This is a genomic window from Quatrionicoccus australiensis (genome assembly GCF_020510525.1).
In the GTDB taxonomy this organism is placed as follows: Bacteria; Pseudomonadota; Gammaproteobacteria; order Burkholderiales; family Rhodocyclaceae; genus Azonexus; species Azonexus australiensis_B.
This window is the reverse complement of the sequence record NZ_CP075188.1, coordinates 1,594,369-1,615,070: the sequence shown is the minus strand read 5'-3', so window position 1 is coordinate 1,615,070 and position 20,702 is coordinate 1,594,369. Positions and strand designations below refer to the sequence as shown.

The following is a 20,702-nucleotide window of genomic DNA, read 5'->3' as shown; positions in this document are numbered from 1 at the left end:
CCGTTCACTCGCCGCGCGCCACCGACCAGACCAGGGCAGCCGGCGCCAGGTGGCGGCGCAGCGCGGCCGTCACTTCCGCGGCCGTAAGCGCTGCGATGCGCCGATCGAACTCGGCCTGCCAGGCAAAATCGCGCCCGCTCTGCATGCCCTGCAGCAATTGCCCGACCAGCGCGCCTTCGCTGGCCAGCGATCTGGCCCGCGCTTCCTGCCAGGCGGCCTGGGCGCGTTCGACCTCGGCCGCCGTGAAGCCCTCGGCCAGGGCCTGCACCACTTCTTCCTGGAGCAATGTCAGCGCGGCCGCAGCCTGGGCGCTGGCGACGCTGCTGCTCACGGTCAAGCGGCTGCGCGGCCCGAAATCGCCGCCGCTCAGCGTCGCGCCGGCCGTGTAGGCAAGGCCGGCGCGCTCGCGCAGACGCTGCCGGATGCGGCTGTCGCTGCCGCCGCCGAGCAGGCTGACGGCGATTTTCAGGGCCGGGTAATCGGCGGCGTCGGGCGAGATCGGCAACAAGGCAAGGCCGCGCACTTCGGCATTCGGGCGCTCGGCCGCGACGAACTCGAGCGGCGTGCGATCAACCGTCGGCGGCGCCGCTTCGCCGATGCGCTGGTAGGGCTGGCTGGCGGCGGGCAGCTCGCGCAGGCGCGCCCAGGTTGCTGCGACATCGGCTTCGGAAAAATCGCCGACCATGGCCAGGCGGATTTGCGAACGCCCGCCGAAATCGGCCAGACAGGCCCGCACGTCGTCCATTTCGACCTTTTCCACGGCGTCGACCGCCTGCGCCAGCGAGCGCGTCTGGTAGGGATGGCCGGCCGGGTAATTGTCGAAACGCCGGGCGACGGCATTCGCCGCGAGTTGCGCCGGGTCCTTCTGCGCGGCCCGCAGCTGGGCCAGGCGCGCCCGCTTCTGACTTTCGAATTCGGCGGCCGGCAGCAGCGGCGACTTCCAGGCGGCGAGCAGCAAATCGAGTGCCGCCTCGATATTGGCGCGCGGCGCTTCCAGGGAAAGACCGCCGAGACCGAGGGTCCACCGCGCCTGCAAGGCTTCCAGGCGACGCTCGAACTGGTTGCGACCGAGGCCGCCGCCCCCCTGGGCGAGCAGGCTGCCGGCCAGGGCACAGGCATCCCGGCGCCCGGTCAACGCAGGCAAATTGCCGTAATCGTTGGCGATGCTCAGCCAGGCCTGGTTGCCGCGCGTCTGGCGGGCAAGCAGCGCGGCTTGTCCGGCCTCGGGGAGCGGCAGGCTGACCACCTGTTCGGCCAGTTCGTCGAACGAGGCCGGCAAGGCGGCGCCGCTCATGGCGATGACCGGCCAGTCGCGCCCCGCCAGTTCGGCGAGCGCCGGGGCGGGCGGCGATGGCGGCAACTTGCGACCGTCACCCTGGCGAAGCAGGACATCGCTGCGGTTGATGTCGATCAGCCAGGTGCGCAGGGCGGCATTGACCTCGTCCAGCGTCAGTTCGGCAAGAATCTCGCGGCGCCGGAAAAACAGCCGCCAGTCGCCGGCCACTTCCGCTTCGGCCAGTTGCGCCGCCAGCGCCTCGTGCGACTGGCCGAGCCGCGCCAGGGCGGCGAGCGCCTTGCTGCGGGTGCGCTCCAGTTGCGCTTCGCCAAGCCCGCTCCGGAAAACTTTTTCCAACTGCCCGTGCATGCGCCGCGCCAGTCCGTCGGCATCGGCCTGTTCGCCGGCACTGGCCCGCGCCACGAACAGGCTGTAGTCGGGCCAGGCATCGACATGGCAGCTCATGCCGAGCGCGGCCTCCGGCGCCTCGACCGCTTCGCGGCGCAGTTTTCCCCAGGCGGCGGCGCACAGGGCCGGACTCGCCAGTTCGATGGCGAGCGTCTGGCGCAGCTTGCTGCCCGGCAGTTTCCAGGCCGAGGCGGCGATCACCTTGCCGGCATCGCCGAACAGTTCGCTGCGATTGGTCTGCGGCCGCGCCTCTTCGCGCGTCCAGTTGCCGGGGAGCGGATCTGCCGGCCGCGCGGCATGACCGAATTCGGCCTCGGCCAGGGCGAGCACGCGGGCCGCGTCGATCTGGCCGGAAACGACCAACAGCGCGTTGTCGGGCCGGTAATACCGGCGATGAAAGGCCTGCAGCGCGGCGAACGGCGCCCCTTCGATGTCGCTGCGGGCGCCGATGGTCGGCCGTCCGTAGCCGTGCCAGAAATAGCTCTGGCGCCGCAGGGCGCGCGTCACCAGGCTGTCCGGATCGCTGTCCTTGCGCTCCAGCTCGTTGCGCACCACGCTCATCTCGCTGGCCAGGTCGGCCGGCGCGAAGCCCGGCCGCAGGAAACGGTCGGCCTCGAGCCGGATCAGGGCATCGACCTTGGCGGGGTCGGCGCGCACCGTCGCGAAGAAATTGGTCCGCTCGACCGTCGTCGTGCCGTTCCAGGTCGCGCCGAGCGCGTTCAGCGCGCTCTTCAGGTCGGCATGCCGGCCGGCGCCCTTGAACAGCATGTGTTCGAGCAGGTGCGCCATGCCCGTTTCGCCGTAGCCTTCCTGCTTGCTGCCGACCTTGACCAGCAGTTCGACGCGGGCCGTGGCGGCATTGGCAACCGGCAGCAGGATGATCTTGAAGCCGTTGTCGAGCACATGCGCGCTGACGCCCGCCGCCTGCGCCTCAAGCCGCGCGGCGGCGCGCGCCGGGCCGGATAGCAGGCCGGCCGCGCCCAGCAGCACGACGGCAAGGCAAAACGCCTTACAGGACATGGAGGAAAGCCTCGAGCGCCCGGATTTCCTCTTCGTTCAGATCAAGCGGCTTGAGCAGCTCGGAATTGACCGGAAAACGCGGGTCGACCGCCTGGGCTTCGTTGACCGGTTTGGGCCGCGGCATGCCGGCGTTGTACATGTTGAGAATGCCGCGCAGTGCCGGGAACAGGCCGTTGTGCATCCACGGTCCGCTCTGCGCCACGTTGCGCAGGGTCGGCGTCCTGAATTTGCCGACATCCCTGACGTCGCCGGTCACCTTGTAGCGCCCGAGATCCTCGTACTTGCGCCCGAACCAGGTCAGGCCGAGATTGTGGAACTTGTTGTCGCTGAGCGCCGGGCCGTGGTGGCAGGTCATGCAGCCGGCCTTGGTGCGGAACAGGTGCAGGCCGAGCAGTTCCTTGTCGTCGAGCGCCTGCGCCTGGCCCTTGAGGAAGGCATCGAAACGGGTCGGCGTCGGCACCAGCGTACGCTCGTAGGCGGCCAGCGCCGACTGGATGCGCGGCAGCGTCACCGCGTCGTCGCCGTAGGCGCGGCGGAAATCCTCGCGGTAGCCGGCAATGGCGGCGAGCTTGCCGGGCAGCTTGTCGAGCGCCATCGCCATTTCGGCCGGATCGGCCACCGGGCCGAGCGCCTGGTGCTCCAGGGTCGGCGAGCGGCCGTCCCAGAACAGGCTGGTCGCGTGACTGACGCCGACCAGCGCCGGCGCATTGCGCATGCCCTTGCGCCCGGCATGGCCGGGCGTCACCGGCAGCGTGTCGGCAAAGGCATGGTCGGGCCGGTGACAGGAAGCGCAGGCGATTTCCCCCGAGTCGGAGAGCGCCTTGTCGTAGAACAGCCGGATGCCCAGGCGGAGCAGCGCATAGGGCACGGTTTTGGGCAAATCGGGCGGGTTGACCGCTGCCATTTCCCGCCACTCGCCACCGCCCTCGATACGTGGTGCCGGCCAGGCCTTGAGCGGCACGGCATAGCGCTGGCGCAGGCAGGCGACGTCCCAGGCCGCCTCCTGGCGGCAGGGCTCGGCGGAAAAGGCCGCCGCCGAACACAGACAGGCGGCGGCCAGGAAAAACAGTTTGCTTGCTCGATGCATCATCACCTCAGAATTTGAGACCGACTTCCAGCCAGAACTGGCGGCCTTTTTCGTAAATCAGATAGGAACCGGAGTTTTCGATCGCGTTGGTCGCGTTAAGCACGTTCTCGATGCTCAGCATGACGAAGGGCTTTTCCCGGGTCGCCACCGGCACGTCCCAGTTGATGCGCATGTCCCAGGTCAGCGCCGGGTCGAAGGATTTGCGGTCGTAATTGGTATAGGTCACGCCGCCGACATCCTTGGTGCCGTTCTGGACCACCTTCTGGTAACCGGCGCGATAGCGGAAGAAATTGCCGATGCTCAGGTTGGCGGCGGGGATTTCTGTCATGAACAGCAGGCGGCCCGTCCACGGCCGGTTGTAGTTGTCGGCCGGCTTGTCGATCGGGCTGATCAGCTTGCCTTCGTAGACGATGTAATCGAGACCGCGGTTGTCGTTGTAATCCTGGTCGCTGGTGTAGTAATCGGTGTGCGAGGTGTGCGACTTGATCTGTTCAATCCCGGCCATGACCGAAGTCCGCGTTCCCCAGGCCACGAACGGGCGCTGCGTTTCGAGCGTCATCGACAGGGTCTGCGCGTTGCTGGTGCCGGTGTTCTCGAACCAGTAATCGCCGGCCGCGCGCAGCACGCGCACGACCTGGTCGCGACTGCGCCGGTCGACGTACTTGATGCCGAGCAGCGTGCTGCCGATGCGCTGCTTGAAGGCGAGCATGGCTTCGTCGTCGTAGGGCACCTTGAGATCCTCGAAGTGATACATCGAGGACGTCGTGCTCATCACCAGCGGCCCCCAGTCGGTCAGACTGTTCCGGGTCAGCACGGCCGACTGCAGCGACAGGCGGTTGGCCGTCATGTAGTAGGTCATGAAATTGCGCCCGTAGTAGCGGTTGGCGCCGGCCTCGAAGCGCGTACGGCCGTCGCCGAACAGGTCGTAGAAAAAGGCGGCGCGCGGCGCCAGGGTGTCATCCTTGGCCAGGCTGCTCGAGTCGAAGCGCAGGCCGAGCCGGGCCATGAAATTGCCCTTGCGGATCTCGTCCTGCAGGAAAACGCTCTGCATGTCTTCCTTGACCGTGAACTTGCCGGCCAGATAGACAACCTTGCTCTTCAGGTACTGTCCGGCCCAGCCGTTCGCGGTATCGGCCGTCGAGCAGTAGGGATCGACCGTACCGTCGGCGCGCAGGCAGTTGCCGCTGTAGGAAGCCGGTGTGTAGTAGGACTCGTACTGCGTCTTGCGGTTGTAATAGGACTCCTTGTGGCCGAGTTCGAAACCGGCCTGCAGGCGGTGCTCGGTGCCGAACAGTGCGAGCGGCTCCCAGTCGATCTTGGCTGTGTAGTTCTGCGCCGTCTGTTTCTGTTCGACATCGCCGTAACCGCCTTCGTTGCTCAGGGTGCTCGTCCCCCAGTTCTTGTCATCGGCCGAATAACGCCAGGTCTTGTAGAGGCTGGAGTCGCCGTCGCGCGAGCTTTGCATCTCGGTCATGCTCAGGCGCTGGCTGAGCACGAAGTGGTCGAAACGGCTGGCAATGCCGCCGTTGAGACCGAGACCGCCGGCGTTATAGGTGTAGTGACTGTCCTTGATTGCCGAAATGAAACGATCGTCGGCAGTCGGCGCGTACTGCACGGAGAAGTCGACATTGTTGTCGGGAGTCGCCTTCCAGAAGGCCTTGACGAAGAAATTGTCGGTACGCCGGGTTTCCTCCGGCGTACCGCCGACGCCATTCTTGTAGGCCGAGTCGCCGTTGAGCGGGATGGTCGAGGTGCGCCGGATGAAACTGCCGATCAGACCGAGATTCTCGGTCGGCTTGCCCTGCAGCGACAGCTTGTAGGTCCACTTGTCGAAGGCACGCGCATAGTTCGAACTGGTCGTGCTGTCGTAAGTCCCCTGCTGCTCCGGCGCGATCTTGTATTCCATCCACTCCGAGCGGGTCGTGCCGATCGAGGCCTGGCCGGCAAAGGTTTTGGTCGGCGCGCAGGTGTCGGCCGAGACGACGCCGCCGGTAAAGGCGCCGTACTCGACCGGGACATTTGCGTCGCGCACGGTGATCTTGCACAGCAGGCTGCTGTCGATCGCCATGCCCTGGCTGGCTGAGGTCACTTCGGTGATCGACGAGGACTTGTCGCCGCTCGCCGGGTCGATGTCGTTGTTGAAGGACATGCCGTCGAGCTGGTAGAGATTCTGGTAGAACTTGGCGCCGTTGATGCTGATGTCGGCCGGCGAGATTTCGCCCTGGCGGCCGGTGTGCAACTGGTTGTTGTCGAACTGCACATTCGGCATGACGCGCAGGATGCTGGTGATGTCGCCATTGCCGCCGGTCAGCGCATCCATCACGCGGCGGTCGATGACCGTCGTGCCGGACGACTCGCGCTGCTCGACGACCAGCGTTTCGGCCAGCATCGGATCCTCGTGCTCGCGGTTCGGCGCAACCGTTACCGGCCGAGGCTGGGGAACGAGCAGGTAACCGGCCGCCGTCTTGCTGATCCCGTAGCCGCTATGGCGCAGCAAGGCGGCAAAGCCCGCCTCGACGTCGTAACGCCCGTGCAGGCCGGGGCTCTGCAAACCGCGCAGTTTTGCCGCGTCGACCACGATGGCGACTCCGGCCTGCAGCGCGAAACGATTGAGCGCCTCGCCGAGCGGCCCGGCCGGAATGTCGTACACGGCGGCCTGGCTCGCCGACTGCGCGAAGGCCGGGCTGGCGGCAATCCCGCACAGCGCCAGGTGCAGGGCGAAGACAAGGGGTTTGAGGGCACCGCCGGCAATGCCGGCGTACGGGCCTGGTTTGATGTTGTGCATGAGCGTCGGTTTCCTGTTGGCAATTGATCCCCAAGCGGGACGAAGGACGCGACGCGAAACTGGCTAACGCACCTGTCCAACAGGAAATGCCTGGCGGCCGATCGTGTCCTTCATCTGACTTGACGGACGAGATCGCGCAAGCGGAACCGGAAAAGCAAAAAAAATTACCGGGCCGTGGTTTTCGGGTTTTTCGCCATGTCGACCGTTACCAGATAAGGCGAGTAGCTGCGGATGCTCAATTCCGGGAAATTGTTGACCAGCAGTTGCAAGGCGCGGTCGGTATCGGTCAGCGGCAGGACGGCCGTCACCTTGAGCCCGGCCAGCGCCGCCCGGTCGAAGACGATGCGCCCCGGGCGCTGCCGGTCGAGTTCATCGAGCACGTCGGGCAACGGCATTTCCTGGGCGACGAACTGGCGCTGCGCCCAGGCGCGATCGACACTGGGCGGATCGACCGGCGCGGGCGGCAACAGGCGGTCGGCATTGAAACGGACGCTTTCGCCGGCCTGCACGACCAGCGCGCCGGCGCTCCCTGCGGCTGCCTCGGCCGGACGTACCTCGACGCGCGAAGCGAGCATGGTGACGACCGTCGCCCCGGCCTCGCGGCGTACCGTGAAGCGCGTGCCCAGCGCCCGTACGCTGCCATGTTCGGTCGCGACAATGAAGGGCCGCGTTGCGTCGTGCGCGACATCGACCAGGATCTCGCCCTGGACCAGTTCGACGCGCCGCGTTTTGCCATCAAAAGCGAGGTTGACCGCACTGAGCCCGGCCAGCGCGATGGTGCTGCCATCGGCCAGACGGGTCGTCGACCACTCGCCGGCGGCCGAGCGCAGATCAGTCAGCCAGTAGCCCGGTTCCTGGCCGGCCAGGCCGAACCAGGCGGGAAGGAAACTCAGGCCGGCAAGCAGCAGGGCCAGCGCGACACCGCGCCGGGCACCGCTGCGCCCCTTGCCGCCCAGCGCGGCACGCAGCGCCCGCCCGGCCGGGCGGGCGGCACCGCTGCGGCGCACCGCCTGCAACTCGCCGAGCATCGCCTCCATGCGCCCGGCGGCCGCCTCGTGCCGCGGATCGGCCGCGCGCCAGGCAGCGAAATGCTGCGCCAGCTCGGCCTGTTCGCCGGCATCGTCGGCACTCAGGCGGACAATCCATTCGGCCGCCTGGGCGGCGACGGAGTCGGCTCCGGCCTGCATGCCCGGGCTCAATCCGGGCGCGCCGCGGCGCACTGGACCAGGCATTGCACCAGGTACTTGTGCACCATGCGGGTCGAGACCTGCAACTGCGCGGCAATCTCGGCATGCGAGCGCTCTTCCAGATAATGCAGCAGGAAGGCTTCGCGCGCCTTGGCCGAGACGCCGGCCAGCAGGTCGGCAATCTGCCCGAGCGCTTCCAGGGTGAGCAGGATCTGTTCGGGCGACGGGTGCGTCGGCGCGTTTTCCATGACGATGGCCAGCTCGGCGAGATAGGTGCGCTCGATCACCTCGCGCCGGATGCGATCGACCATCAGCCGCTGCGCCGTCGTCGTCAGGTAGGCGCGCGGCTCGCGCATGCCGCACAGCGCATCGCGAGAGGCGAGAATGCGCACGAACACGTCCTGCGCCAGATCGGCGGCGCCGTGGCTGCAGCCGAGCTTGCGGCGCAACCAGGCATGCAGCCAGGCGTGGTGACTCGCATAGAGCTGAGCGATGGCATCGGTGGGATTGGCCGCGATATTCACGAGTACACCCTGTCGAAAAACTGCGTTTTGTTGAGAATCGTTATCATTCTCCCAGTCAAAATCCGCTGCGTCAATCCATCTGCGCGCTCAGTCATGGGATACTTGCCCTCCCCAACCAGGAGAACGCCATGATCCACAAGCCTCAAGCGCTGGCCCGCCTGCTCCTTGCCGGCCTCTGCATCCTCGTCGCCGGCTTCGCGAGCGCCGCCGCACCGCAGCAGCAGACCCAGGTTCCCGGCTATTACCGTCTGCAAGTCGGTGCTTTTGAAGTCACCGCGCTCTACGACGGCGCCATCGACCTCGACGAAAAACTGCTCAAGAACGTCCAGAAACGCGACGTGCAGCGCCTGCTCGCCCGCCAGTTCCTGCAGGGTCCGAAGGTGCAGACCGCGGTCAATGCCTATCTGGTCAATACCGGCAGCAAGCTGGTGCTAGTCGATGCCGGCGCCGCCAAGCTGTTCGGGCCGGGCCTCGGCAATATCGTCGCCAACCTGAAAGCTGCTGGCTACACGCCGGAACAGGTCGACACGGTGCTCGTCACCCATTTGCACGGCGACCACGTCAATGGCCTGGTCACGCCTGAAGGCAAGGCCGTCTTCGCCAATGCCGAAGTCTGGTCGGCGCAGGCCGACAACGATTTCTGGCTGAGCGAAAGCATCGCCGCCCAGGCACCGGCCGAAATGCAGGGCTTCTTCAAGATGGCGCGCGATGCCGCCGCCCCCTACCGCGCCGCCGGCAAGTGGAAGACCTTCGACAGCGACCGCGAACTGCTCGCCGGCATCCGCAGCGTCGATACGCACGGCCACACGCCGGGCCACGCCAGCTACCTGTTCGAGAGCGGCAACGACAAGCTGCTGGTACTCGGCGATCTGGTGCACAACCACGCCGTGCAGTTCGCCCGCCCCGACGTCGCCATCGAGTTCGACAACGATCCCAAGCAGGCGGTGCTCGCCCGCAAGCGCATCTTCGCGCAGGCCGCAAAAGAACGCCTGCTGGTCGCCGGCATGCACCTGCCCTTCCCCGGCATCGGCCATGTCCGCAAGGAACAAAAGGGAGGCTATGCCTGGGTGCCGGCCGAATTTGCCCCGCTGGCGCCGTCGACCACCGGGAAATAAGGCATGCAGATCTGGGTCGATGCCGACGCCTGCCCCGGCGTGATCAAGGAAATCATCTTCCGCGCTGCCGAGCGCCGGCAGATCCAGACGACGCTGGTTGCCAACCAGATGCTGCGCACGCCGCCGTCGAAGTTCATTCGCGCCATCCAGGTGCCGAGCGGCTTCGACGTCGCCGATGCGCACATCGTCGAGCAGGTGCAGCCGGGCGATCTCGTGATCACCGCCGACATCCCGCTCGCCTCGCTGGTCATCGGGCGCGGTGGCCACGCCCTCAACCCGCGCGGCGAGATGTACACCACCGCCAACATCCGCGAACGCCTGGCCATGCGCAACTTCATGGAAGAACTGCGCAGTGCCGGCGTCGACACCGGCGGCCCCGCCGCCTTCGGCCAGGCCGACCGACAGGCCTTCGCCAACCAGCTTGATCGTTTTCTGGCGCGAATCCCGACGACCTGAAAAAGGCCGGCCCGTACCGGTCGACCGGTAAAAAACGCAAATTTGCCCGACATGGCAGCTCGGATCAGGTATCCGGACAGCGCCCCGGATCATGCGCGGCGCCATTTGCAAACAAGCTAAATATATGAAAATTTATGACGCCATAAGTTTCATATTATCGATTAAATATCATTTTTTGCTCAATAATGCTGCCTGGTCACCAAACCATTCAACAATCATAGGGAGCAGAAATGGCTAACGACAAAACAGGACAAGGCATCAAGCTGGCCGCCATCTCGATCGGCGTCGGCATGTTCGCACTCAGCCTGAGCAGCATCTTTTCCGACTTTTCCGGTGCGCAGCCCTTGCCGGCGCCCCCGGATACAATGCTCCAGGCCCTGCCGCCCGCGGCGGGGACGCCGGCACCCAGCGGCGAACACCTGGCCACGCCCAGCGAAAAGGCCGAAGGCGAGTTGCGCAACCTGGTGCAAGCATGGAGCAAGGCCTGGTCGGAACAGGACACCGCGACCTACCTCGCCTTCTACGCGCCGGGCTACGCCGGTAACAGCGACAGCCCGGAAGAGTGGCGTGCCGCCCGCAAGCGCATCATCGGCCAGGCCAGGTTCATCGATCTCAAGATAGGTGAAACCGCCATCGAACTCGGCAGCAACGACCGCGCCACGCTGAGCTTCGCCCTCGACTACACCTCCGACCGCCTCGAGGACCACGGCACCAAGACGCTGCAAGTTCGCCGCAACAACGGCCGCTGGTTGATCGAAAATGAAACCTTCGCCGCTAACTGAGCGCCGCCGGTAGGTAAAAAAGCCCCCGCCGCTCAGTTGCCACTGAGCCGACGGGGGCTTTTTAGCGGTCGACGCTGAAAAAACGTCGATTTTCGCGAATTACATCTCGACCGTAGCCGCCTGTTCCACAAACTCCGGAATCTGGTCGAAGTTCATCTAGCGATAGACTTCACCGGCCTTGGCGTTCACCAGCTTGATCTGCTCCATGTATTCCGCAACAGTCACGATGCGGCCGGCCAGGGCGCACATGGCGGCCAGTTCGGCGGAACCGAGATAGACCTGGGTGTCGATACCGAGGCGGTTCGGGAAGTTGCGGGTGGAGGTGGAGATCGCGGTGGAGCCCTTGCGGATCTGTGCCTGGTTGCCCATACATACCCCAAGGGTACTTCCTTAAGGGCGCAGCGAGCAGCCCGGCATTTCCATGCGCGCGCCGGACTTGCCGAGGACGCCGTGAGCCTTCTTCGGTCAGGATCAGCGCATCCATCTTGGTCGGCGGGGCGATCCACAGGCGGGTCGGGATGTCCGACTTGCCTTCGAGGACCTTGCCGGCGGCACGGAAGTGGCCGATGTTGGTCATGCAGGAGCCGATGAAGACTTCGTCGATCTTGGCGCCGGCGACTTCGGACAGGATCTTGACGTCGTCCGGATCGTTCGGGCAGGCCAGGATCGGCTCGGTGACTTCGGCCTGGCCGACAGGCAGGCCTTCGCCAACCAGCTCGAACGCTTCCTTGCGAGAATTTCGGTTACCTGGTTTATGCCGAATGTGCTTGAACAGGCACTGGCTATTGTCCTTGGAGGATGCAAAAGGCAAAATCAAGGCACGGCGACGTTGCTATAACGTAAATGGGAATCGCCCCCTCGGAAAAAGCTTACAAGGCTGGATAACACCTGCCGCATTCGCTGACCAGTGTGGGAATCAGGCATCCAAAGGGATCTCACTGAAGCCGGAAATTTCAGTTAAGACTGAAACGAAAGCCAGTGCGGCATCACAATACCGATAAGTGGGAGCATCGGAATGAATATTTCGCATGAAGTGTTAAGGTATGCAAGATCGACACCTGACGCACTGGCAGTAAGTGCGCCGGCTGGCACGTTGACTTTTGCCCAGTTGAAATATCTGGTTCATGGCACGGCACGACAGCTTTTCCGGCATGGTGTTAAGACAGGTGCTATCGTCGGGCTCTGCTTTGACGATGAAGTTGCATTACTTGTCACCATATTGGCAACCGCTCGAATTGGCGCAACGGCATTCTCGATACCGCGCAGCGTGCCGCCAACCATGCAGAAAAATATGGCAAGCCAAGCGGGTGTCAGCATCCTGGTCACGGAGAGCAAATCTGCCAACCTGCCTGATATCCCGCAAATCGTCATGGATGTTTTCAGGTTGCCGAAAGAAACAGCCGACAGCGACGACGATATCAGCGATGACTCACCGAGTGCCCCCTGCCTGATCATTACCGGCTCTGGATCAACCGGGCGCCCCAAGTACTTTGCCATCCAGCATTCGCAATTGCTTGCCCGCATCAGGTTGACCAGCAAAACCACACTCCTGTCACCGAGCGACCGACTAGCAACCCTTTCGCATCTTGATTACCTCACCTCCAAGGTTTGGTGGTTTGCCGCCCTGTTCGCAGGTGGATCCGTCGCGTCCATTTACCGGCAACAAATCGACCCCATATCGATCCGTGAAGATTTCGGCATCACCGTATTGAATACCGGTGTTGTACATCTAGAAAAAATTCTGGCAGCAGTCGCGCATGCCCCGGAGCGCGGAAAAACCAGCCTGCGCGCCCTCTTCGTCGCCGGATCAACGGTAAGTGATGGACTGCGGCAGCGAGTTGCAGCCCAGCTGACAAGCGCGTTATGGATATTTTATGGCACCAACGAGATGGGGCTCCTGACCGTGGTGCCTCCGTCAGAACTGATGCATCGTCCCGGAACCGTAGGTCGCCCGGCGACAGATGTTGAGATCGAAATTGTCGATAGCCGGGGGGACGTGATTGAAAGAGGACAAACAGGTCATGTCAGGGTCAGAACCCCGTGGATGATCCAGCACTATCTACATGACGCCGAAGCCAGCAAAAAGGCTTTCCGGGACGGCTGGTTTTACCCCGGCGACATGGGATGGCTGTCGGAGGACGAACAGCTGATTTATTGCGGACGCTCCGACCACATGATGAACATGAACGGGATCAACATCTATCCCGCCGAAATCGAGTTGACCATGTCACAACACGAAGCCGTGCGCGACGTAGCAGTCATACCGTTAAATTCTGCGGTCCACCAGGACGTGCCGGTATGCGCAGTCACGCTTCATCCATCGGCTACTGTCAGCGAAAAGGAACTTAACGATTTCGCGCATCACCACCTGGGCTTTCGCATGCCCAGATTCATATTCGTACTCCCTGAAATACCGCGCAACGAACAGGGTAAGTTGATCAGGGCCAAGCTCAAGGAAGCCATTGAGGAGAAACTTCGCCTAATACAGAACAGGGCCAACACCACGAAATCCCAAAAGACAGGAAATTTGACACCCCAAAAATAAGTATCACCACGCTTTTCTCACCAGATCAAACGAGAACGATGCGAAGCTCACCCAAAAGAACGCTCCTCCTGCACCAATTCAGGCCAGATCAATGGAGATGCAAGAGCGCAGTGAACAAGGGTGTCGATGTGCGTAATAGCATGCACGACGGCTCGATAGCCAGCAGACCGCGGCACTCCCAAACGGTATTCTGACGGGAGACTTTGGCGTTGTTACGGTCAACCAGGGAAAACAACCCATTTTCACAACAAACACCTCGACCATACCCCCACCACAAACGCTCTGATCTGGTCAAAATTGTTGCAGCAACAAATCAGCGGACTTTACCGGTCTTTGTATCTAGTAGCCTGATCCACTAGAGATTGAGATCAAATCCTTGTGAAATCCATGCTGTATAAAAAACTCATCACCAGCCTAAAGTAGTGCAGCCAAGAAGACGAGAGGAAACAAAGGAATTAAGAACACTGACTAAGAAGCACTATTGGCACAACCACACGAGATTGAAGTCATCATGCCTCGCCTGTGATTTTTGCCAGCAGGATACGAGCCAGTTCCTTTCGGTCGAGCTTGCCTTGTTCGTTACGGTGCAGCCTGTCGAGCACGATGATCCGTGCCGGCGCGCGGTGCCCGATGCGTTCCCTGACGAAACGGTCCATTTTCGCTTCAGTCGGCTGACTGCCGGCAGAGGTAACCACGGCGCAGACCGGAAGGTCCTGGCTGATTCTGGAATGCAGCGGCACGACTGCGACGTCCATGATTCCCGGATAGCCGCGCAACACACTTTCAATTTCCTCCGGGTAGATGTTGATCCCGTTGACGATCATCATCTCGTCGGAACGGCCGCGGTGCACCAGTTGCCCGTCGGCCGTCAGCAAGCCCATGTCGCCTGGATAAAACCAGCCATTCCGGAAGGACTGCCTGGTAGCCGCCTCGTCACCGAGGTAGCCGTCGATCATGCCGCCGCCGCGCACGCGGACATGGCCGACTTGGCCGGCAGACAGGGGCTGGTCTTCGGCATCGACGACCTGCAGTTCGACTGCCAGGCAGACTGCGACCGACGGTGCCTGGCGTGTCGAAAACATCGGGCGGGCGAGCCAGGGTCAGGTGGCCGGCTTCGTTGCTGCCGTAGTCGATCCACAGGTTTTCGCTGAGCTGACTGCGTATCCGTGTCCTGAGGTCGTTGCTGACCACAGAGCCGGCGCTCCATATGCCGCGGACGCCTTCGAGCGCGCGGCGGGCGGTGGAGTCCGGTTTGCTCAGCATCTGCTCGGCATGCATTACCGAAATTCCCAGTAGCGAGACACCGAGGCGGGAAATGTCATCCAGCGGGTTTGCATGATCAAGGATTGCATACGCGGCACCCGCCATCAGTGCCCACCCCAGGCGATGCTTGGAAATCGAGAACTCCAGGCCGGATAGCCCGGCCAGGCGGTCTCCTGGAGTAATCGAGCTCGCCAGTGCCTGGCCACGGAAGCGCGCGGCTGCCTGGTCGTGGCTGATCGGCAGCAGTCTCGGTTCGCCGGTGGTTCCAGAGCCACGGATGATTTGCCAAGGGGCGACGGGTGATTCTTCGAGGATGCCATACCTGACGCGAGTCGCGTTCCAGGCGGCAGGCTCAGAAGCCAAGCGGATCGTTGCCACATCATTCATTGCTGCAGTTTCATGGTCCGTCAGCAACCAGCAGATACCAGCCTGATGCGCAGCGGCGAGACGTTCCTGCGCACCCATGCTGCGGGCCAGCGATATTCCCGCAGCGCCCAGCCGGGCGACGGCGAGCAGCGTGACGGCGAGCAGGATTTCATTTCCTATCGTCAGCGCGACGACCTGCTGCCGGCGGATACCGTGATCGTACAGATGCTGGGCCAGTTTCCAGACTGTCTGGTCGAGTTGCCGGTAGCTGATGCTCTCGTTGCCGAACAGCAGGGCGGGGGCATCCGGGGTCTTTTCGGCCCAGCGGATCAGGTCGAGGGTGATGTTTCCGGGCATGTTGTCAGCGGGGCATAAACTGTATTGACGAAGACCATCGCACCGGCGTTGTAGATCAGCTGTTCGACAGGCCGGTAATCAATTGATGCCATGAAGCGGTTGTAATCCAGCGCCCGACCGTCGATTTCGAGAACGATCAGTGGCCGGCAGCGGGCGATGAGTCCGGCCGCCCCGCGCAGGGCTTCGAATTCGTAGCCCTCGATATCAAGGTGGATGATGGCGACCGCTGCCTCAGGCAGCAACTCATCCAGCGTGCGGATTTCGCAGGGCTGGCTTTCGTGCGCCAGAACTGTCTCGCCATCGCAGATTTCAGAGCGCGGGCCCATCGCGGCTTCGCCATCCATCACGCGAAGTTGGGCTGCACCTGGCTGCGCTCCGAGCGCCAGATTTTGCAGCACGATGTTGGTCAGCCCGTTCAGTTCAATGGTCTTCCGGGCAGAACGGTAGTTTTCGAGATTGGGTTCGAAAGCCCAGACTTTGCCGCTGCACACTTTGCCCAGCGCCGGCAGGAAGTCGCCGAAGCCGGCGCCAGCATGCACGATATCCTCGCCACCGTGATGTTCGAGCAGGTATTCGATGGTCGTCGGCTCGTGTACCCGGCCTGCCAGCACCGCCTGCGAGGTGTAGGTATGCGCGCTGGAGCGCGGCAGACAGACCCAGCCATATTCGTTCTTGGCCAGCAATTGGTCTTGACCGATAACAAGCTCGTGCATGAGGTCTAGATTTCCTGATTGGAATTTTTAATTTTAACGCGGGATTACACCATTGGAAAAATACTGACTTAATCAACAACTTTCCCGACAAAGCCCATAACGCAAAACCGTAAATTTCCTGTTGAGAAGGGTACGAAACATGTTCAATGGAGGAAAACTGAACGCATGACTTGATGAGCATAGAAAAAGGCTTAATCATGCTTCGTATCAATAAAGCCGGGAATACCTGATGAAATTCAAGTCTATTTTGGTGGTGACTTATGGACGGAGCGGATCAACCTTGTTGCAAGGTGTGCTCAACACTCTGCCCAATGTTCTGATTCGCGGTGAAAACCATGATTTCTGCTGGGGCCTGTACCTAGCCTGGAAGTCGCTCATCCAAACGAAAACGGGCTTTGGCATGAATTCCAGCAGCCCCCCCCACGAGCGCATGGTTTGGCGCAGCAGAAGTGTCCCCTGAGGCTTTCCTAGTGCAGGCGCGTGCAATGCTTCGGGCACAATTGGGCGTCTCGGATGCGCAAGAGGATGTCTATTGGGGGTTTAAGGAAATCCGCTACATCAAGCACCTTGAGCGTCTGCAGGATTTCCTTGATTTCCTTTCGCGGCTCTTGCCCGACGTTGCCATAATCTTCAATACGCGCGCCCACGAAGCAGTCTGCGACAGCGATTTCTGGAAAAAACACGATCCTGCGGAGTTGCGCAAAAGCTTGCAGCAGGCTGATCGGATCTTTCTCGAGTACGCAGAACATCATGAGCATGCCTTTGTCGTCCGCTACGAGCGCCTGATCCTGGGGATGCAGGGTCTTGCTCCCCTGTTTGCATTTCTGGGGGTTCAGCCAGATCCCGACAAACTAAATTCAGTGCTGCAGCAGAAACACAGCTACGCGCAAAAACCGGAAACGCTCGCTCTGGCAGCCCGTCTCAACACAAGTAGCGGCGTCGTCACACCTCCGGTTGAAACAGACGACTTTCCATGCAAGCTGGATTCAGCCAGTCGGCCGCCGATGGGTCAGGGCAAAGTGCTCGTTGCCTGCGTCGTCAAGGACGAACGCGCAAGACTGCCCTGGTATTTGCATCACTACCGCAGCCTGGGCTGTGATGAATTTCTGTTCATTGACAATGGCTCGCTTGACGGCACGGTTGAGTACTTGCGAGAGCAGTCGGACGTGACGCTCTACCATGCTCCGGCAGAGATGTTTGCGGCAAGTCGTTTTGGAACGGTGTGGATCAATGAGCTAGGACCGCGACATGCGATGAAGCGCTGGCTGCTGCTGACGGATGCCGATGAATTGCTCGTCTGGCCGGGTTGCGAGCAGGAAGGCATTTCAGGTCTGATTGCCCGTGCGGAACGCATGGGCCTCAACCGGGTCTTCACCCCGTTGATTGATGTATACCCGGAGCAGCCCTGCGATCAATTGGCGCCTTATGAGCCCGGTCGTCCATTTTCCGACTGGTGCCAATGGATGGACCCGGTTCGGCATGCAAAAGCATACTGGAACGAACAACGACTCTTTCTGTTCAGCGGCCCCAGAGCACGCTTTAAGCAAGCTGGCAAAAATCCGCCGATCATGACCAAACAAAAACTGTATTTTGTCGAGCATGGCGGATACCAGAATTTCAACTCCCACTTCGACAGTTACGGACGACCCTCGCCACTGGTCGCCCCCTTCCTGCACTACAAATTCTTGTCCGACTTCGGAACCAGGGTGGATAAAGCCATTGCCGAGGGGCAGCACTGGCGAAATGCCGAGGAATACCGCGACTATGCCGAAGCGGCATTGTCCTCGCGCTCGTTCATGCTCGAAGACTCCGTGCCCGTGAGCAAAGGAGACGATCTTCGCGGCTACATAACTGCTCTTGGCAACACAATTCGTAGTGCAGGCATGTGTGGCAGCATCCATTGGCAGAAGTGGAGGCTACACGGCAGCGAACGGATTCAGCCTGCTTAACTGACAAAAAGCCCCCGCCGGTTTCCCGACGGGGGCTTTTTCATCTTGCTACGGTCGACCGGCAAAACAGGCCGATTTTCGCGAATTTACATCTCGACGGTCGCCGCCTGTTCCACAAACTCCGGAATCTGGTCGAAGTTCATGTAGCGATAGACTTCACCGGCCTTGGCGTTCACCAGCTTGATCTGCTCCATGTATTCCGGCACCGTCACGATACGACCGGCCAGGGCGCACATGGCGGCCAGTTCGGCGGAACCGAGATAGACCTGGGTGTCGATACCGAGGCGGTTCGGGAAGTTGCGGGTGGAGGTGGAGATCGCCGTGGAGCCCTTGCGGATCTGTGCCTGGTTGCCCATGCACAGCGAGCAGCCCGGCATTTCCATGCGCGCGCCGGACTTGCCGAGGACGCCGTAGTAGCCTTCTTCGGTCAGGATCAGCGCATCCATCTTGGTCGGCGGAGCGATCCACAGACGGGTCGGGATGTCGGACTTGCCTTCGAGGACCTTGCCGGCGGCACGGAAGTGGCCGATGTTGGTCATGCAGGAACCGATGAAGACTTCGTCGATCTTGGCGCCGGCGACTTCGGAGAGGATCTTGACGTCGTCCGGATCGTTCGGGCAGGCCAGGATCGGCTCGGTAACTTCGGCCAGGTCGATTTCGATAACCGCGGCGTACTGGGCATTGGCGTCAGCCTTGAGCAGTTCACCGTTGGCAATCCACTCTTCCATCGACTTGATGCGGCGCTTCAGGGTGCGGGCATCCGAGTAGCCTTCGGCGATCATCCACTTCATCAGGGTGATGTTCGAACGCATGTACTCGACGATCGGTTCCTTGTTCAGGGCGATCGCACAGGCGGCAGCGGAACGCTCGGCGGCGGCGTCAGAGAGTTCGAAGGCTTGTTCAACCTTGAGGTCCGGCAGGCCTTCGATTTCCAGGATGCGGCCGGAGAAGACGTTCTTCTTGCCCTTCTTCTCGACGGTCAGCAGACCGGCCTTGATGGCGTACAGCGGAATGGCGTTAACCAGGTCGCGCAGGGTGATGCCATCCTGCATCTTGCCCTTGAAGCGGACCAGCACGGATTCCGGCATGTCCAGCGGCATGACGCCGGTGGCGGCGGCAAAGGCGACCAGACCGGAGCCGGCCGGGAAGGAGATGCCGATCGGGAAACGGGTGTGCGAGTCACCGCCGGTACCGACGGTATCCGGCAGCAGCAGGCGGTTCAGCCAGGAGTGGATGACGCCGTCGCCCGGACGCAGCGCAACGCCGCCACGGGTCGAGATGAAGGACGGCAGTTCGCGGTGCATGCGCACGTCGACCAGCTTCGGATAAGCAGCGGTGTGGCAGAAGGACTGCATGACCAGATCGGCGGAGAAGCCGAGGCAGGCCAGGTCTTTCAGTTCGTCGCGGGTCATCGGGCCGGTGGTGTCTTGCGAACCGACGGTAGTCATCTTCGGCTCGCAGTAGGTGCCCGGCAGGATGCCGGTCACGCCACAGGCCTTGCCGACCATCTTCTGGGCCAGCGAGTAGCCCTTGCCGTCGTCGGCCGGGTTTTGCGGCAGGCGGAACAGCGTGGATTGCGGCAGGCCGAGGAATTCACGCGCCTTGGTGGTCAGGCCGCGACCGATGATCAGGGGGATACGGCCGCCAGCGCGGACTTCGTCCATGATCACCAGGGTCTTCAGTTGCGATTCGGCGATCACGGCACCGTTCTTGGTGGCGGTGACCTTGCCGGTAGCCTGATCGACCTTCAGTTCGATCTCGTCGCCCATGTCCATGGCGCTGCAATCGATTTCGATCGGCAGGGCGCCGGCATCTTCCATGGTGTTGAAGAAGATCGGGGCAATCTTGGAACCGAGGCAGAAACCACCGAAACGCTTGTTCGGCACGAAAGGAATGTCTTCGCCGGTGAACCACAGCACGGAGTTGGTGGCGGACTTGCGCGAGGAACCGGTACCGACCACGTCACCGACGTAGGCGATCAGGTTGCCCTTGGCAGCCAGCTTTTCCAGTTGCTTCAACGGACCGCGCGTACCCGGCTCGTCGGCTTCGATACCCGGACGCGGGTTCTTCAGCATGGCCAGGGCGTGCAGCGGGATGTCAGGACGCGACCAGGCATCCGGTGCCGGCGACAGGTCGTCGGTGTTGGTTTCGCCGGTGACCTTGAAAACGGTCAGCTTCTGCGAAGCCGGGACTTCCGGACGCGAGGTGAACCACTCGGCGTCGGCCCAGGACTGCATGACAGCCTTGGCATTGGCGTTGCCGGCCTTGGCCAGTTCAGCGACATCGTGGAAGAAGTCGAACACCAGCAGGGTCTTCTTCAGGCCTTCGGCGGCAACGCTGCCGCAGGTCGGGCAGGCGAGCAGGTCGATCAGCGGCTTGACGTTGTAACCGCCGAGCATGGTGCCGAGCAGTTCGGTGGCTTTTTCCTTGGAAATCAGGGCACAGGCTTCTTCGCCCTTGGCAACCTTGGCCAGGAACTCGGCCTTGACCTTGGCGGCATCATCCACACCGGCCGGAACGCGGTAGGTGATCAGCTCGACCAGAGCGGCTTCTTCGCCCTTCGGCGGATTCTTCAGCAGGCCGACCAGTTCGGTGGTCTGTTGCTTGGACAGGGGCAGCGGCGGGATACCGAGGGCTGCACGCTCTGCTACGTGGGCGCGATAGGCTTCAAGCACGGCGACTTCCTTTCGTAAAGGGTTGCTCTAGGGAAACGGGTATTTTACGACAATGGCGGCGACCGAATGGTTCGGCTTGTTGCATCCCCAGGCCGGCTCGCAAGTCTTATATATTATATGTTATCTCATCGATTTTGCCATCGGCCAAAATCGATGCGGGCAATCCAGGCGGTCGCCTGCCCAAAAAACAGGCA

General features: G+C 62.2%; 16 protein-coding genes and 1 pseudogene. 7 read left to right on the top strand and 10 right to left on the bottom strand.

What is annotated here, in order from left to right:
* Positions 1–4 precede the first annotated feature (4 nt).
* The 5 genes from KI612_RS07665 to KI612_RS07645 all read right to left on the bottom strand — a co-directional run bounded on the left by KI612_RS07665 (position 5) and on the right by KI612_RS07645 (position 8,287).
* Positions 5–2,704 (bottom strand): M16 family metallopeptidase, encoded by a 2,700-nt coding sequence (locus KI612_RS07665; protein ID WP_226443223.1) that lies wholly within the window; start codon positions 2,702–2,704, stop codon positions 5–7.
* Complete coding sequence (locus KI612_RS07660) at positions 2,694–3,794, bottom strand: cytochrome-c peroxidase (RefSeq protein ID WP_226443222.1); 1,101 nt, start codon at positions 3,792–3,794, stop codon at positions 2,694–2,696. The genes KI612_RS07665 and KI612_RS07660 overlap by 11 nt, the downstream gene beginning before the upstream one ends.
* Positions 3,795–3,798: 4 nt before the next feature.
* Positions 3,799–6,576 (bottom strand): TonB-dependent receptor, encoded by a 2,778-nt coding sequence (locus KI612_RS07655; protein ID WP_226443221.1) that lies wholly within the window; start codon positions 6,574–6,576, stop codon positions 3,799–3,801.
* Positions 6,577–6,740: 164 nt separating this feature from the next.
* Entirely contained in the window at positions 6,741–7,763 is a 1,023-nt protein-coding gene (locus KI612_RS07650; protein ID WP_226443220.1) for a FecR family protein, read from the bottom strand.
* Positions 7,764–7,771: 8 nt separating this feature from the next.
* The gene (locus tag KI612_RS07645; RefSeq protein ID WP_226443219.1) at positions 7,772–8,287 is read right to left on the bottom strand and encodes a sigma-70 family RNA polymerase sigma factor; all 516 of its coding nucleotides are present in this window, start codon (positions 8,285–8,287) and stop codon (positions 7,772–7,774) included.
* A 128-nt stretch (positions 8,288–8,415) separates the two neighbouring features.
* On the opposite strand from KI612_RS07645, the gene KI612_RS07640 reads away from it, so the two are divergent.
* From KI612_RS07640 to KI612_RS07630, 3 genes are all read left to right on the top strand, one after another.
* Positions 8,416–9,402 (top strand): MBL fold metallo-hydrolase, encoded by a 987-nt coding sequence (locus tag KI612_RS07640; RefSeq protein ID WP_226443218.1) that lies wholly within the window; start codon positions 8,416–8,418, stop codon positions 9,400–9,402.
* A 3-nt stretch (positions 9,403–9,405) separates the two neighbouring features.
* Positions 9,406–9,858, top strand: a complete 453-nt coding sequence (locus KI612_RS07635; protein WP_226443217.1) for a YaiI/YqxD family protein — start codon at positions 9,406–9,408, stop codon at positions 9,856–9,858.
* 230 nt (positions 9,859–10,088) lie between these two features.
* Positions 10,089–10,640, top strand: coding sequence for a nuclear transport factor 2 family protein (locus tag KI612_RS07630; protein WP_226443216.1), 552 nt, complete (start codon positions 10,089–10,091; stop codon positions 10,638–10,640).
* Positions 10,641–10,796: 156 nt separating this feature from the next.
* Here the strand turns inward: KI612_RS07630 and KI612_RS07625 are convergent.
* Positions 10,797–11,319 (bottom strand): annotated as a pseudogene (locus tag KI612_RS07625) (aconitase family protein); the annotation flags it as partial.
* On the opposite strand from KI612_RS07625, the gene KI612_RS19935 reads away from it, so the two are divergent.
* Positions 11,200–11,478, top strand: a complete 279-nt coding sequence (locus KI612_RS19935; RefSeq protein ID WP_404818106.1) for a hypothetical protein — start codon at positions 11,200–11,202, stop codon at positions 11,476–11,478. The pseudogene KI612_RS07625 and the gene KI612_RS19935 sit on opposite strands and share 120 nt — an antisense overlap.
* A 177-nt stretch (positions 11,479–11,655) precedes the next feature.
* The gene (locus KI612_RS07620) at positions 11,656–13,185 is read left to right on the top strand and encodes a class I adenylate-forming enzyme family protein (protein ID WP_226443215.1); all 1,530 of its coding nucleotides are present in this window, start codon (positions 11,656–11,658) and stop codon (positions 13,183–13,185) included.
* Between the two features lie 509 nt (positions 13,186–13,694).
* Here KI612_RS07620 and KI612_RS19825 read toward each other — a convergent pair.
* From KI612_RS19825 to KI612_RS07605, 3 genes are read right to left on the bottom strand one after another with little or no spacing between them, the layout of a single operon-like run.
* A complete protein-coding gene (locus tag KI612_RS19825; protein ID WP_404818082.1) occupies positions 13,695–14,141 on the bottom strand; it encodes an AMP-binding enzyme in 447 nt (148 codons plus the stop codon).
* Positions 14,119–15,171 (bottom strand): long-chain fatty acid--CoA ligase, encoded by a 1,053-nt coding sequence (locus KI612_RS07610; protein ID WP_264180829.1) that lies wholly within the window; start codon positions 15,169–15,171, stop codon positions 14,119–14,121. Before KI612_RS07610 ends, KI612_RS19825 begins: the two co-directional genes overlap by 23 nt.
* A complete protein-coding gene (locus KI612_RS07605) occupies positions 15,144–15,884 on the bottom strand; it encodes an FkbM family methyltransferase (protein WP_226443214.1) in 741 nt (246 codons plus the stop codon). The genes KI612_RS07610 and KI612_RS07605 overlap by 28 nt, the downstream gene beginning before the upstream one ends.
* Before the next feature lie 229 nt (positions 15,885–16,113).
* Between KI612_RS07605 and KI612_RS07600 the strand changes: the two genes are divergently transcribed.
* Together KI612_RS07600 and KI612_RS07595 are read left to right on the top strand one after the other, a co-directional pair.
* A complete protein-coding gene (locus KI612_RS07600) occupies positions 16,114–16,344 on the top strand; it encodes a hypothetical protein (RefSeq protein WP_226443213.1) in 231 nt (76 codons plus the stop codon).
* A 25-nt stretch (positions 16,345–16,369) separates the two neighbouring features.
* On the top strand, positions 16,370–17,833 hold the full coding sequence (locus KI612_RS07595) for a glycosyltransferase family 2 protein (RefSeq protein WP_226443212.1): 1,464 nt from the start codon (positions 16,370–16,372) through the stop codon (positions 17,831–17,833).
* Positions 17,834–17,919: 86 nt separating this feature from the next.
* Here KI612_RS07595 and acnB read toward each other — a convergent pair whose 3' ends face one another.
* Positions 17,920–20,508 carry a bifunctional aconitate hydratase 2/2-methylisocitrate dehydratase gene (gene acnB / locus KI612_RS07590; RefSeq protein WP_226443211.1) on the bottom strand — a complete coding sequence of 863 codons (2,589 nt, stop codon included), beginning with the start codon at positions 20,506–20,508 and terminating at the stop codon, positions 17,920–17,922.
* Between the last annotated feature and the right edge of the window lie 194 nt (positions 20,509–20,702).